The sequence below is a fragment of the Micromonospora sp. NPDC050200 genome, assembly GCF_040656135.1.
Classification (GTDB): Bacteria; Actinomycetota; Actinomycetes; order Mycobacteriales; family Micromonosporaceae; genus Micromonospora.
Map to the genome: position 1 here is coordinate 18061 of NZ_JBFALG010000009.1, position 14070 is coordinate 32130.

The following is a 14070-nucleotide window of genomic DNA, read 5'->3' on the forward strand; positions in this document are numbered from 1 at the left end:
GCTGTGCCGGCGGGGAGGAATGTGGCACCGTGACATGCAGGCACTCCCGGCCCGGCGTCACGGGTGCGGGTGCGAGCGCGGCACGGAGGGCGAGCATGGGCGAGCTACAGATTCCGGCGGAGACCGTCGACCGCGGATCCGTGCCTGAACCGGCCGCCACGACCCGTCCCGCCCGGACGGGACCGTCCGGAGTCGACGGCGCGGGAGTGGACGCCTCGTTGGCCGCCCCTGATCCCGCAGGGGGCGGGGACGTCCCACCGGGTCGCACGAGCGCCGACGCGGCCCCGGCCACCCCAGACTCGCCACCGCCCAGCGTGCCGGCCCGCGCCCGGGCCAGCGTCGCCACCGTGACCGCGCCACCCCAGGACGGTCACCTGCCGGTGGCCCCCGCCTCCGGCACCACCTACCGGGCCGCCGCACCGGACACCGCCGACGGCACCCCTACCGGCGGGGAGAGCGCCGCCGCCCGGGCCGCGGGCTCCGGGCCCGTGGTGGGCGCCGCGTCGGTGCCCGGGCAGCGCGACGGCGGGTCGACGCCGGGCACCCGGGCCAGCGCCTCCGTGCCGGGGCTCAGCCGGATCTCGGCCGAGGAGGCCGCCGCGGGGGCGGCCGGCGAGGTCGCGCGGGCCGGCCGGGCCGCCACGGTCTACCGGTCGGCACCGGTCAACCCGGAGCCGCCCGAGCCCGCCCAGCCCCCGGAGCCGGCCCAGCCGCCCACCCCGCCGACGCCCGAGCCGGAGCCCGCCCCGACCCCGGAGCCCGCTCCCACGCCGGCGCCACCCAGGCCCGCGCCGATTCCGGAGCCGCCGGCTCCCGGGCCGTTCCCCGCGCCGGTGCCACCGCTGCCGGCCCCGCCGCCCGGTCCGCGCCCGACCCCGCCGGGGCCGGTCCCACCCGTGCCCGGTCCGCCGGTACCCCCGCCCGGGCCGGCGGTGCCACCGCCCCCGCCGCCGCCGGGCCCGATGCCGGCGCCGCCGTTCCCGCCGCCGCCGGCCGTGCCGGGTCCGAACACGCCGCTCGCCCGCGCCACGGCCCCGGTCTCCGCGCCACCTGTCGCCACCCCGCCGGCCTCCGCGCCGCCCTTCTCCGCCCCGCCCGCTGCCGCGCCGCCGTTCCGGGCCGCCGCGCAGGTCTCCGCGCCACCCGCCCGCGCCGCCGCGCCCGTCTCGGCGCCACCGGCGACGCCGGCGTGGGCGCCGTCGACTCCCCCGGCCCGCGAGCGCCCCTCCTGGGCCACGCCGGCCGCCGGGACCGGCGGCCAGCCCGGCACGACGTACCGGGGCGGGCCGGACCTGGCCAGCACCGGGTACGGCGGCACCGGGGGACCCGGCTTCGCGACGGTCTCCTTCCCGGCCGGCAGCCCGCTGGAGAACTCCGGTTCGCTGACCGGGCACATCCTGGCCCAGGGCTGGGCCGACACGCCCGTCGAACGGTCCCGCACCACCCGGGTGGTGGTCGTCCTGGCCGCCGCCCTGGGGCTGCTGGTGGCGATCAGCGTGCTGATCGTGCTGCTCGCCAACGACGCCATGGACGGGCTGGTGGGCAACATCCTGTCCAAGTGAGCCGGGCCGGTCCCGGCCCGCGTCCGCCACGCCCCGGGGTACGCCCGCGATGGTGAGTCCGCCCACTACCCCCGGGCGCTCGGCTGGCGACCTCGCCGGGCCGCCGTACACTGGTGCAGATCACTGACCCGGCGCGCGTGGTGCGCGCCCATGGGCGATCTTGCGGGCGATTCGGCGGCGTTCAGCCGCAGCGGGCCATCGCGAAGATGCGCCCCGCTCGAAAGGCATTTCTTGACCATCTCCGCTGACCCCGGCACGATTCCGTCCGTCCTCGACCCGACCGCCGGGGACGACGCCCCCGCCCCCGCCGTCGACTTCGCCGACCTGGGCCTGCCCCGCCCGCTGGTCGAGGCGCTCGCCCGACAGGGCATCACCACCCCGTTCGAGATCCAGCGGGCGACCATGCCGGACGCCCTCGCCGGCCGGGACGTGCTCGGCCGGGGCCAGACCGGCTCCGGCAAGACCCTGGCCTTCGGGCTGCCGCTGATCGCCCGGCTCGCCGACCGCAACCGGGCCCGTCCGCTGCACCCCCGGGCCCTGGTGCTGGTCCCCACCCGGGAACTCGCCATGCAGGTCAACGACGCCCTGATGCCGCTCGGCAAGGCCGTCGGCATCTTCCTCAAGACCGCCGTCGGCGGTGTCCCGTACGACCGGCAGATCGACGCGCTGCGCCGCGGCGTGGAGATCGTCGTGGCCACCCCGGGCCGGCTCGGCGACCTGATCAACCGGGGCGTGTGCCGCCTGGACGACGTCGAGGTGACCGTCCTCGACGAGGCCGACCAGATGGCCGACATGGGCTTCCTGCCCGAGGTCACCGAGCTGCTGGCGAAGACGCCGGCGGGCGGCCAGCGGCTGCTCTTCTCCGCCACCCTGGACGGTGACGTGGACTCGCTGGTCAAGCGGTTCATGACCGACCCGGTGACCCACTCGACCGCCCCGTCGACCGCGTCCGTGTCCACCATGGACCACCACCTGCTGCTGATCCCGCCGCACGACAAGTTCGCGGTGGCGGCGTCGATCGCGGCCCGCTCCGGCCGGACCATGCTCTTCGCGCGTACCCAGCTCGGGGTGGACCGGCTGGTGGAGCAGCTCGCCGCGGTGGGTGTGCGGGCCGGGGGCCTGCACGGCGGCAAGACCCAGCGGATGCGCACCAAGACGCTGGCCGAGTTCCGCGAGGGCCGGATGAACGTCCTGGTCGCCACGGACGTGGCCGCCCGGGGCATCCACGTCGACGGGGTCTCCCTGGTGCTGCACGTGGACCCGCCGAAGGACCCGAAGGACTACCTGCACCGCGCGGGCCGTACCGCCCGGGCCGGCGAGTCCGGCGCGGTGGCGACCCTGGTGCTGCCGAAGCAGCGCCGCACCACGCTGGCCATGATGGAGAAGGCCGGCGTCGCGCCGGCCGAGGCCCGGGTCCGGGCCGGCGACCCGGCGCTGGCCGAGCTGACCGGTGCCCGCGAGCCGAGCGGCGTCCCGGTCCGCGACGAGCCCGAGCCGCGCCGCCCCGCCGGGGAGCGCCGCTTCGGCGGCCGCCCGACCGGGGAGCGCCGCTACGGCGACCGCCCGACCGGGGAGCGCCGCTATGGTGACCGCCCGCAGGGCGAGCGCCGCTACGGCGACCGGCCGGCCGGCGAGCGCCGGTTCGGCGACCGCGAGGGACGCGGCGAGCGCTACGGTGAGCGCCGCTTCGACGGCCGGGGCGACCGCCCGGCGAGCGAGCGCTCCTTCGGGGACCGGGGCGACCGCGGCTACGCGGACCGTCCGCAGGGCGAGCGCCGCTACGGCGACCGCGAGGGACGCGGCGAGCGCTACGGTGACCGCCGCTTCGCCGGTGGCGGCGACCGCCCGACCGGCGAGCAGAGCTTCGACGGCCGGAGCGACCGGCCGGTCGGCGAGCGCGGCCAGCGGGGCTTCGGCGACCGCACCGACCGCCCGACCGGCGAGCGCTACGGCGACCGGGGCGAGCGGAGCTTCGGCGACCGGGGCGAGCCGCGTTCCGGCGACCGGCCGCACGGTGAGCGCCGCTTCGGCGGCGAGCAGCGTGGCACGGACCGTCGCGGCGGGTTCCGCCCCGAGGGGCGGGGCCGGGAGGACCGGCCGCGCGACGACCGGCGTGGCTTCGGCGGCCGGCCGCCGGCGCGTACCCACTGATCCATCCGACCATCCGGCACGCCGCCGCGGAGCTCGCGCTCCGTGGCGGCGTTTCCGCATGCGCTGCCGGTGTCGGCCGGCTGGCGTACCGTCCGAACCATGCCGAGGTCACTCTTCTGGATCCGGACGGACATCGCCGGGGCCGAGCACGCCGTCCTCGACGACGGTCCCGGGTTCCTCGCGCACGGCACCCAGCTCGCCGTCGACCCGATCCCCTGGACGTGCCGCTACCGGCTGGCCGCCAGGGCGGACGGGGTCACCAGCGCCCTGGACGTGGCGGTCGAGGGGGCGGGCTGGTCGCGGAGCGTACGGCTGGAGCGCGGCGCGGACGGCTGGCGGGTGACCACCGCCGAGCAGGGCGACCTGGACGCGGCACTGCGGGTCGCCGGGCAACCACCGGCCGGGCTGCCCGGGTCCGACGACCCGGAGCGGCTGCACGACGCCCTCGACGTCGACCTGGGCGGGTCCCCGCTCTTCAACGCCCTGCCGGTCCGGCGGCTGGGGCTGACCGGCGCGGCGCCGGATCTCCCGCACACCGTCACCGTGGCGTGGGTGCTGGTGCCGAGCCTGCAGGTGGTCCGCACCGAGCAGGTCTACACCCCGCTCGGCCCGGGCCGGGTCCGGTTCGCCAGCGACACCTTCCGGGCCGACCTGACGCTCGACGCCGACGGCCTGGTGCTGCGCTATCCGGGGCTGGCCGAGCGGGCCGACGCCCGCTGAGCCGAGGCCCGGCTCAGGCCGGCCAGGCGCCGGTGGCCAGGAACCGCTCGACGGTGGCCAGGTGCGGGGCGAGGTCCAGCCCCTGCCCGGCCACCCAGGCGTCGTCGTAGTAGGTGCGGGCGTACCGGTCGCCGGCGTCGCAGATCAGGGTGACCACCGAGCCGGTCCGCCCGGCGGCGAGCATCTCGGCGATCAGCCCGAACGCGCCCCAGAGGTTGGTGCCGGTGGAGCCGCCGACCCGGCGGCCGAGCACGGCCGAGCCGGCGCGCATGGCGGCCAGCGAGGCCGCGTCGGGGACCTGGGTCATCCGGTCCACCACCGAGGGCAGGAAGGACGCCTCCACGCTCGGCCGGCCGATCCCCTCGATCCGCGATCCGCGACCGGTGCACACCGACCAGTCGGCGGCCTGCCAGGCCGGGTAGAACGCGGAGTTCTCCGGGTCGACCACGCAGAGCTTGGTGGGCAGCCGCCGGTAGCGGGCGTACCGGCCGATGGTGGCGCTGGTGCCGCCGGTGCCGGCGCCCACCACGACCCAGGCCGGTACGGGATGCCGCTCCAGCGCCAGCTGCGCGTAGATCGACTCGGCGATGTTGTTGTTGCCCCGCCAGTCGGTGGCCCGCTCGGCGTAGGTGAACTGGTCCATGAAGTGCCCGCCGCTGTCCTCGGCCAGCCAGCGCGCCTCGATCACCACCCTGGCCGGGTCCTCGACCAGGTGGCAGCGCCCGCCGTGGAACTCGATCTGGGCGATCTTCTCCAGGGAGGTGGAGGCGGGCATCACCGCGATGAACGGCAACCCCAGCATCCGGGCGAAGTACGCCTCGGAGACGGCCGTCGAGCCGGAGGACGCCTCGATGACGCTGGTCTCCGGGCCGATCCAGCCGTTGCAGAGCCCGTACAGGAAGAGCGAGCGGGCCAGCCGGTGCTTGAGCGAGCCGGTGGGGTGCACCGACTCGTCCTTGAGATAGAGGTCGATCCCCCACGCCCGGGGCAGCGGGAAGGGCAGCAGGTGGGTGTCGGCGGAGCGGTTGGCGTCCGCCTCGACCGTGGCGATCGCCTCGGTCACCCACGTCCGGCTGGCCTCGTCGCACCGCTCCAGATGAGTCACGCCGGCAACGTTACAAGTGAGCCCGGCTCCGGTCCGGCCCGGCCCGGCGCCGCTGCCGGCGCTGCCCGGCCCGACCGGCGGCCCGGACCACCGGGGTCAGCGCGAGCGCCAACCGCGGCAACGCGTCCAGCAGCCGTACCTGCGCGCCACGCCAGCGCGGCAGGCTGACCACCGGGCGGGGGCGGCGGGCCAGCCGGGCGGCCCGGGCCGCGACCCGCTGCGGCGTCAGCATCGTTCCGGTGAAGGAGGCCAGCGCCCCCGGGTCGTCGAGCCGGTCGTGCAGCATCGGCGTCCAGATCCCGTCCGGGCAGAGGCACGACACGTGTACGTCCCGGAGCCCGGCCATCCGCAGGTCGGCGAGGGTGCCGAGGCTGAACGCCAGCAGCGCGTGCTTGCTGGCCGCGTAGACGGTCTCGCCGGGCGCGGCGATCAGGCCGGCGAGGGAGACGACGTTGAGCACGTGCCCGTGACCCTGGGCGCGCATCACGGCCAGCGCGGCGAGGGTGCCGGTCATCGCGCCGAGCGCGTTCACCTCGACCACCCGCCGCCGGGTCGCCGCGTCCTGCTCCCAGGACGGCCCGGTGACCAGGATGCCGGCGTTGTTGACCCAGAGCCCGAGCCCGCCGGCCGTCCCGCCGGCCGCCTCGGCGGCGACCTCGGCGCAGGCCGTCTCGTCGCGTACGTCCAGCGCCCGGGACCAGCCACCGAGCGGCGCGGCGGCCGTGGCGGCGGCGCCGGCGTCCAGGTCGGTGAGGAGTACGGCCCAGCCGTCGGCGTGCAGCGCGGCCGCGATGGCCCGGCCCAGCCCGCCGGCCGCACCGGTCACCACGGCGGCGCCGCGTACGGGGGTGGTCATCGGCGCAAGGTATCGCCGCCGGGCGGGCGGCGCCAGACCCCGACGGTCAGGTGGTGGGCGACGCCAGCGGCTGCGGACGGTTCTCCCACTTGGTCGACAGGGCGATGCCGGTGCGGGTGGACGCCACGCCCGGGGTGCGGTTGAGCCGCACGATCAGCTGCTCCAGTTCGGCGATGGTGCCGACCCGCGCCTTGAGCAGGAAGGACTCGACGCCGGCCATGAAGTAGCAGGACTCGATCTCGGGCATCCGGCGGAGCGTCTCCAGCACGTCGTCGGTGTCCCCGCCGGAGTCCTCGACGATGCCGATCAGCGCGGTCACGCCGAGCCCGACCGCCTCCGGCTCCACTTCCGCCCGGTACGCCCGGATCACGCCGCCGGACTCCAGCTTGCCGACCCGCTCGTGTACGGCCGGAGCGGAGAGGCCGACCTGCCGGGCCAGTTCGGCGTACGACAGGCGGGCGTTGCCGCGCAGCAGGTCGACGAGGCTCAGGTCGATTGCGTCCACGGAGAGTGACCCTAGCCGTCCGGGCGTAACGGCGAGCGTCCGGCACCCGTTGCACCTGACAGGGCGTCACACTTCGCAGACCAACGGTCAAGGGGGCTCGGCACCGGTACCATTTACTAACTTCCCACTCAGTGCGTTTTTCGCGTTTGGCGGACAGGCCAGGTCGCTGGTGCTGTAATTGCCATACGTCCCTCATGACGGCTCTGGGCTCGCACCGGCCGGGGGCAGTGTGTTCAGCCGGGGGCTTCGTCGACGCGAGGAGGGGGCTGTGGACACTGGAGATCGCCTGCTGACACCGGGTGAGGTCGCCGCGTTGTTTCGGGTTGACCCGAAGACCGTGACGCGTTGGGCGGCGGCCGGCCGGATCGGCAGCATCCGGACTCCAGGCGGGCATCGCCGGTTTCGGGAATCCGAGGTGCGGGCCCTGCTGGAAGGGGAGGGCATGCTGGACGAGGCGGAGGACATCGGCAAGCCGCGCAATGTCGGCCCCGCCGCCTCGACCGGGCCGGGTCCGGCCAACGCCGGCATGTACTGAATGGTGCGAGACGGATCCGCGGGCCGGCCGACAGGTCCGGTCCGCGCCCCGTCCGGGGTGAGGTTCCGCTACGACCGGTCGGCGGCCAATTGCCCCGACCAGCGCCGGAACAGCGTGTGCGGCACGCCGAGGACGTCCAGCAACTTGCCGGCGACGAAGTCGACCAACTGCTGGGCGGTGGCCGAGGCCCCGGAGCCGTAGAAGCCCGGGCTGGCCGGCAGCACCACCGCTCCGGCGTCGTGCAACGCGATCAGGTGTTCCAGGTGGCTGCGGGTCACCGGCGTCTCCCGGGGCACCACCACCACCGGCCGGCGCTCCTTGAGGTTGACCTCGGCCGCGCGCTGCAGCAGGTCCTTGGAGAGCCCGATCGCGATGCCCGCGCAGGCCGCCGTGCTCGCCGGCACCACCGCCATCCCGCGTACCCGGTAGGAGCCGCTGCTGGGGCCGGCGGCGAGGTCGCCGGCCGGCCAGTGCCGCACGTCGGCGTCGACGAGGTCGCGGCCGAGCCAGGCGGCCAGGTCCTCGGCCCAGTGGCCGTCCCGGAACGGGCGGCCCGTCTCGTCGAGCACGGTCAACCGGGCGGCCCGGGAGACGATCAGGTCCACCGGCTCACCGGCGTCGAGCAGCCCGTTGACGACGGCCGCCGCGTACGGCGTGCCGGACGCCCCGGAGACCCCGACCACCCATGGTTCGCGCATGTCGTCCAGCGTGCCTGGTCGGCGCCGCGCCCCGCCGGGCGACCCCCCGACGGCTGCGCTCCGTGTCCCCGGTGTGTCCCGCCGTGAACCGGGACAACGGCGGCGGAGCCGACCTGCGATGCTGCCGTCGGCGATCCGCGCCGTACGGGAGGAATCGAACGATGGTCGAGGAGGTCCTCCGGTCGCTGCGGGCCGCGTGCCCGATCCCGCCCCGGCTGTCGCCGTACGCGGACCCGGTGCAGAAGTGGCTGCTGGACCGGCTGCCCCGGCTGGGCCTGCCGCTGGACGGGACGGCCCGGGAGCGGCTGGACCGGGCCGGCTTCGCCCGGTACGCGGGCCGGCTCTACCCGGACGCCAGCGAGCCGGACCTGCGTACCCTGGCCGCCCTCTTCACCTGGTTCTTCCTGGTCGACGACGCCTGCGACGGGCCGGGCCGGCTCGCCCCACCGCAGATCCAGGCGCTGCGGGCCGGGGCGTTGAGCCTGCTGCGGGAGGGCCCGCGGCGGCGGCACCCCGGGTTCGGCGGGCCGCTGCGCCGGCTGCTGGTCGAGGCCTGGCGGGTGCCCCGGCGCCGGATGCCGTCCCGCTGGCGGCTGCGCTTCGCCGACGCGGTCGCCCACCACCTGGACGGCACGTGGCGCGAGGCGGTGGCCAGGGACCTCGGGCGGCGGCCCTCGGTGGCCGAGTACGTGGAGCTGCGCCGGGCGACGTCGGCGGCGTACGTGTCGTACCCCCTGATCGAGTTCGCCACCGGGCGGCCGTTGCCGGACCCGGTCCACCACCACCCGTCGCTACGCCGGATCGGCGAGCTCGGCAACGACCTGCTCTCCTGGTACAACGACCTCGCCTCGCTGGACCGGGACCGGGACACCTCGGGCGGGCACAACCTGGTGCTGGCGGTGGCCGCCGAGCGGGGGGTGCCGCTGGACGGCGCCGTCGACCTGGTCGCCGAGCGCTGGCGGGCGGCGATGGACCGCTTCGTCGCGCTGCGCGCGTCGGTGCCGTCGTTCGGCCCGGCCCTGGACCCAGCGGTCGCCAGCCACCTCGACGGGATCGCCGACGCCGTCCGCGGCACGATCGACTGGACGGTGGAGAGCGCCCGCTACCCCACCCCCCACGACGCCTGACCCCCGCACCCCGCGTCGCCTTCGCGCGCACTTTCCCGGAAAGAGTGGCCATTCCGCGAGCGAAGGCCACTCTTTCCGAGAAAGTGCGCGGATCGTGGGGCGTGTGGGGGTGGGGGGTCAGGGGCGGAGGTGGAGGCGGACGACGAGGTCGAGGAGGGCGAGGAGGAAGAGCGCGATGCCGACGAAGCCGTTCGCGGTGAAGAAGGCCCGGTTGACCTTGCTCAGGTCGGTGGGGCTGACCACCAGGTGCTGGTAGCCGAAGGCGACGGCGGTGAGCGCCAGGCCGATCCACCACAGCCAGCCGAAGCCGACCAGCGTGCCGAACCAGATGAAGAGCGCGAAGGTGACCACGTGCGCGACGGTCGAGGCGTGCAGCGCGAAGCGCAGGCCGTACCGCGCCGGGACACTGTGCACGCCGATCGTGCGGTCGACGTCGGCGTCCTGGCAGGCGTAGATCAGGTCGAAGCCCCCGATCCAGAGCCCCACGGCCGCGCCGAGCAGCCAGGCCGGCCAGGAGCCGTCCAGGGTGCCGGTGACCGCGAGCCAGGCGCCGACCGGGCCGACCGCCTGCGCGATCGCCAGGATGGCGTGCGGCCAGTTGGTGAACCGCTTGCCGTACGGGTAGCCGACCAGCGGGATCACGGCGAGCGGCGCGAGCACCAGGCAGAGCGGGTTGAGCAGGGCGGCGGCGGCCAGGAAGACCACCAGCGCGACGGCCGCGCCGGTCCAGGCCGTGCGCACGCTCACCGCCCCGGTGACCAGTTCCCGGTTCGCGGTACGCGGGTTCCGGGCGTCGATCCGCCGGTCGAGGATCCGGTTGGCGGCCATCGCGAACGTCCGCGCCCCGACCATCGCGACGGTGATCAGCAACAGGTCGAGCCAGCGCACCCGGCCGCCGTCGATCCGCATCGCGGTCAGCGCCGACAGGTACGCGAACGGCAGCGCGAAGACCGAGTGCTCGATCGCGACCAGCCTGAGGAACGACTTGACCCGGCCCGGCTTCTCGGCCGGCGCGTCGAGGACCGCCATCAGATCCCGTACTCCTTCCAGCGCTTGTCGACCAGGGAGGTGACCTCCGGCGACATGGTCATCTCCTCCGGCCAGCCCCGGGTGTAGCCCTCGGCGGGCAGTTTGCGGGTCGCGTCGATGCCGGCCTTGCCGCCCCAGAACTGCTGGTACGACGAGTGGTCGAGGTGGTCCACCGGGCCCTCGGTGAGCAGCAGGTCGCGGGCGTAGTCGACGTTGCCGAAGGCGCGGAAGGCGACCTCGTTGTAGTCGTGCACGTCGCAGTCGGAGTCCACGATCACGATCAGCTTGGTCAGCGACATCAGGTGCGCGCCCCAGATCGCGTTCATCACCTTCTGCGCGTGCTTCGGGTAGCGCTTGCGGATCGACACGATGGCGCAGTTGTGGAACACCCCGGCGGCCGGCAGGTCGTAGTCGACGATGTCCGGGATCAGCAGCTTGAGCAGCGGCTGGAAGATCCGCTCGGTGGCCTTGCCCAGGCCGTGGTCCTCCTGCGGCGGCTTGGAGGTGACGATCGAGTGGTAGACGGGCTCGCGCTGCATGGTCATCGTCTCGACGTGCAGCACCGGGAACGGCTCGACCGGGGTGTAGTAGCCGGTGTGGTCGCCGAACGGCCCCTCGGGCAGCCGCTCGCCGGGCTCCAGGTAGCCCTCCAGCACCACCTGGGCGTGCGCGGGCACCTGCAACGGCACGGTGAGGCAGTCGACCATCTCGACCCGCTCGCCGCGCAGGAAGCCGGCGAACAGGTACTCGTCGATGTCACTGGGGAGCGGCGCGGAGGCGGCGTAGCTGACCACCGGGTCGCAGCCGATGGCGATGGCCACCGGCAGCCGCTGCCCGAGCCGCTCGGCGACGGCGTGGTGCGCGGTGGAGTCCTTGTGGATCTGCCAGTGCATGCCCAGGGTGTTGCGGCTGTGCTGCTGGAGGCGGTAAAGACCGAGGTTGCGCTTGCCGGTCTCCGGGTGCTTGGTGTGGGTCAGCCCGTAGTTGTGGAAGATCCCGCCGTCGCCGGGCCAGACCTGCAGGCCCGGCAGCCGGTTCAGGTCGACGTCGTCGCCCCGGTACACCACCTGCTGGCAGGGGGCGGTCTTCACCTTGCGCGGCGGCACCGACTTGAGCTGCATGACCTTGCCCAGGCCCTCGCGGATGCCCGACCAGCCGACCGGCAGTTCCGGCTTGACCAGCGCGCCGATCCGCTCGCCGATCTCGTCCAGCGACTCGACGCCGAGCGCCATCGCCATCCGCTTCTCGGTGCCGAAGAGGTTGATCGCCACCGGCATCTCGCCCCGGGTGGGACGCTCGAAGAGCAGCGCGGGGCCGCCCGCGCGGACGGTCCGGGTGACCACCTCGCTGATCTCCAGCGTGGGATCGACGGGGACGCTCACCCGCCGCAGTTCGCCCGCGCGCTCCAGCGCCGCGAGGAAGTCCTTGAGATCGGTGTACGGGAAGCCACGAGCCGCCATGCGGCCAGTCTCCCGCACCACGGGACGCGCCGCCCACGCCGGGTAGGCCCGGGCGGTGTGCGTCTCCCCACGCGTCCGGGCGCACGACCCGCCGCGCGTGCGTCTCCCCGCCCGTCCGGCACCCGGCCCGGGCGGGCGTCCCGTCGCGCCGGGTTGCCGAGGGCGACCCGACCTTGTCGCCCGCTGGCATGGGCGGCAGCCGGCCGGGTAGTCGAGCCGCCGGTCGAGACGGGGAGCGGCGATGGACGACGGACGGGTTCCGGCGGGGTTCACCGAGCAGCGGGCCCAGGTCGGTGACGTGGCGATCAACTATGTCCGGGGCGGCCGGGGGCCCACCGTGGTGCTGCTGCACGGCTATCCGCAGTGCTGGCGGATGTGGCGGGGGCTGCTGCCGCAGCTGGCCACCTCGTACGAGGTGGTCGCACCCGACCTGCGCGGCTTCGGCGACAGCGACGCCCCACCCGGCGGGTACGACAAGAAGACCGTCGCCGCCGACCTGCACGGGCTGCTCACCGGGCTCGGCCTGGCCGAGGAGGTCCGGCTGGTCGGCCACGACCTGGGCACCATGGTCGCGTACGCGTACGCCGCCGCCCATCCCGACCGGGTCGCCCGCCTGGTGCTCACCGAGGCGCCGATCCCCGACGAGAGCATCTACACCATCCCGGCGCTGACCGCCGCCGGACCGGCGGTGTGGAACTTCGGCTTCTTCAACGTCCCCAACGGCCTGCCGGAGGAGCTGGTCGCCGGCCGGGAATCGCTCTGGGTGGACCGCTTCACCGACTCGATCATGGTGAACAAGGACAGCATCGGCGCGGACGACATCGAGGAGTATGCCCGGCACCTGAGCGACCCGGCCCACCTGCGGGCCAGCTTCGCCTACTTCCGGGCGTTCGGGCAGGACGTCGCGGACAACGCGGCGTACCGGAAGACGCCGCTGCCGATGCCGGTGCTGGCCGTCGGCGCCCGGGCCAGCCTCGGCGAGCAGGTGGCCGACCAGGTGCGCCGGTACGCCGGCACGGTCACCGGCCAGGTGGTCGAGGACAGCGGCCACTGGCTCTTCGAGGAGCGGCCGGCGGAGTTGGCCGCCCTGCTGCTACCCTTCCTGCGGGACTGATTGACTGTCGTGCAGGTCAGCGGTTGCGCGTCAGGTCCACGAACGCGCGCCAGGCGGCCGGGCTGAAAGTCAGCACGCCGCCCTCGCGGTCCTTGCTGTCGCGTACGGCGACCACGCCGGAGAGGTTGTCGGCCACCTCGACGCAGTCCCCGCCGTTGGTGCTGCTCCGGGTGCTGGTGCGCCACCGGGCGCCGATCAGCTCCATGATTCCGCCACCTTCGCTAACAACTCGATCGACTGCCGGGGCGGGAGCGCCTCACCCTGGATCGACTCCCAGGACGTCCGGACCGCCAGCACGTCCTCGGTGTGGTCGATCACCTTGCCCTTGAGCTGGTCGTCCAGGTAGGCGACATCCTCCCCGGTGGGAAGCGTAGCCAGCCAGCACGAAGGCTCCGGCGACACCCGGATACGCGCCGACCGAGGCGGGCACGACCTGCAGCCGCCCCGGGGATGCTCCGTAACCACCTTCACCAAGCGCAGCAACTGCTCGCGCATCACCAGCGGGCCGCCGACCGGGCGGCGCAGCACGTGCTCGTCGAGCACCGCGACGAGCTGCGGTGGCCGCTCGCCGGTCAGCACCGCCTGCCGCTCCAGCCGCGCCGCCGCCCGCCGCTCCACCTCCTCCTCGTCGAACAAGCCGACGCTGCGGAACAGGGCGCGGGCGTAGGCCGCCGTCTGCAACAGGCCCGGCACCACCATGTTCTGAAATGACCGGAGTACGGTCGCCTGCCGCTCGTTGGCCTCCCACTCCCGCATCCACTGCGGCGAGCCGAACCGGACCAGCATCCGGGCGAACGCACCGCCAGTGTCGAGCGCCGTGTCCACCAGCTCCCAGAAGTCGGGCGGTGGCTTACGGGCCTCGGTCTCGACCATCGCGACCGTCGACGGCGAATAGTTGATCGCCCTGGCCAGGTCCTCCTGGGTCATCCGCCGCGCCACCCGCATGTGCCGCAGCTCCTCGATCAGCACCGTGACCGCTCGTCCATCCGCACGTCTCCTCACCACCGCGCCCGCGATTCTCACCGACCTCACCGGCGACCTCGCCAGGCACACAGGGCAGCCGAATGCCTTCCGAGCGTAGTGATGTCCTCACCAGACTGTGCACAACGGAGCCGCCCGGATCCAACCCGGGAGACGGGCGGAATCGCGGAGGGGCCGTCCGGCACGTCGGCGACGGACGGCCCCTCCGCCAGGTCAGCTGCCGAGAA

At 74.7% G+C, this 14070-nt stretch carries 14 protein-coding genes; 6 read left to right on the top strand and 8 right to left on the bottom strand.

Annotated features, from left to right (window positions below; genetic code table 11):
* Positions 1–347 precede the first annotated feature (347 nt).
* From AB0I41_RS08500 to AB0I41_RS08510, 3 genes are all read left to right on the top strand, one after another.
* Complete coding sequence (locus tag AB0I41_RS08500; RefSeq protein ID WP_357103555.1) at positions 348–1562, top strand: hypothetical protein; 1215 nt, start codon at positions 348–350, stop codon at positions 1560–1562.
* Positions 1563–1793: 231 nt separating this feature from the next.
* A complete protein-coding gene (locus AB0I41_RS08505) occupies positions 1794–3713 on the top strand; it encodes a DEAD/DEAH box helicase (protein ID WP_357103558.1) in 1920 nt (639 codons plus the stop codon).
* A 99-nt stretch (positions 3714–3812) separates the two neighbouring features.
* Entirely contained in the window at positions 3813–4433 is a 621-nt protein-coding gene (locus AB0I41_RS08510) for a putative glycolipid-binding domain-containing protein (protein ID WP_357103561.1), read from the top strand.
* Between the two features lie 13 nt (positions 4434–4446).
* Here AB0I41_RS08510 and AB0I41_RS08515 read toward each other — a convergent pair whose 3' ends face one another.
* The 3 genes from AB0I41_RS08515 to AB0I41_RS08525 are packed head-to-tail and all read right to left on the bottom strand — an operon-like array spanning position 4447 to position 6899.
* Positions 4447–5538, bottom strand: a complete 1092-nt coding sequence (locus AB0I41_RS08515; RefSeq protein ID WP_357103564.1) for a PLP-dependent cysteine synthase family protein — start codon at positions 5536–5538, stop codon at positions 4447–4449.
* Between the two features lie 10 nt (positions 5539–5548).
* Entirely contained in the window at positions 5549–6394 is an 846-nt protein-coding gene (locus tag AB0I41_RS08520; protein WP_357103567.1) for an SDR family oxidoreductase, read from the bottom strand.
* Positions 6395–6440: 46 nt separating this feature from the next.
* Positions 6441–6899, bottom strand: coding sequence for an Lrp/AsnC family transcriptional regulator (locus AB0I41_RS08525; protein ID WP_357103570.1), 459 nt, complete (start codon positions 6897–6899; stop codon positions 6441–6443).
* 268 nt (positions 6900–7167) lie between these two features.
* On the opposite strand from AB0I41_RS08525, the gene AB0I41_RS08530 reads away from it, so the two are divergent.
* Positions 7168–7434: a BldC family transcriptional regulator gene (locus AB0I41_RS08530; protein WP_204925734.1), complete on the top strand. Its 267-nt coding sequence runs from the start codon at positions 7168–7170 to the stop codon at positions 7432–7434.
* Positions 7435–7502: 68 nt separating this feature from the next.
* On the opposite strand, the gene AB0I41_RS08535 is transcribed toward AB0I41_RS08530, so the two are convergent.
* Positions 7503–8132, bottom strand: coding sequence for a UbiX family flavin prenyltransferase (locus tag AB0I41_RS08535; protein WP_357103573.1), 630 nt, complete (start codon positions 8130–8132; stop codon positions 7503–7505).
* A gap of 161 nt (positions 8133–8293) precedes the next feature.
* Between AB0I41_RS08535 and AB0I41_RS08540 the strand changes: the two genes are divergently transcribed.
* A complete protein-coding gene (locus AB0I41_RS08540; RefSeq protein WP_357103575.1) occupies positions 8294–9259 on the top strand; it encodes a terpene synthase in 966 nt (321 codons plus the stop codon).
* 117 nt (positions 9260–9376) lie between these two features.
* Here AB0I41_RS08540 and mqnP read toward each other — a convergent pair whose 3' ends face one another.
* Both mqnP and AB0I41_RS08550 read right to left on the bottom strand, forming a co-directional pair.
* Positions 9377–10288 carry a menaquinone biosynthesis prenyltransferase MqnP gene (gene mqnP, locus AB0I41_RS08545; protein ID WP_357103578.1) on the bottom strand — a complete coding sequence of 304 codons (912 nt, stop codon included), beginning with the start codon at positions 10286–10288 and terminating at the stop codon, positions 9377–9379.
* Entirely contained in the window at positions 10288–11748 is a 1461-nt protein-coding gene (locus AB0I41_RS08550) for a menaquinone biosynthesis decarboxylase (protein ID WP_357103580.1), read from the bottom strand. The genes mqnP and AB0I41_RS08550 overlap by 1 nt, the downstream gene beginning before the upstream one ends.
* A gap of 241 nt (positions 11749–11989) precedes the next feature.
* Between AB0I41_RS08550 and AB0I41_RS08555 the strand changes: the two genes are divergently transcribed.
* Positions 11990–12862 carry an alpha/beta hydrolase gene (locus tag AB0I41_RS08555; RefSeq protein WP_357103582.1) on the top strand — a complete coding sequence of 291 codons (873 nt, stop codon included), beginning with the start codon at positions 11990–11992 and terminating at the stop codon, positions 12860–12862.
* 16 nt (positions 12863–12878) lie between these two features.
* On the opposite strand, the gene AB0I41_RS08560 is transcribed toward AB0I41_RS08555, so the two are convergent.
* Together AB0I41_RS08560 and AB0I41_RS08565 are read right to left on the bottom strand one after the other, a co-directional pair.
* Positions 12879–13067 carry a DUF397 domain-containing protein gene (locus tag AB0I41_RS08560; RefSeq protein WP_357103584.1) on the bottom strand — a complete coding sequence of 63 codons (189 nt, stop codon included), beginning with the start codon at positions 13065–13067 and terminating at the stop codon, positions 12879–12881.
* A complete protein-coding gene (locus AB0I41_RS08565) occupies positions 13058–13831 on the bottom strand; it encodes a helix-turn-helix transcriptional regulator (RefSeq protein ID WP_357103586.1) in 774 nt (257 codons plus the stop codon). The genes AB0I41_RS08560 and AB0I41_RS08565 overlap by 10 nt, the downstream gene beginning before the upstream one ends.
* Positions 13832–14070 lie beyond the last annotated feature (239 nt).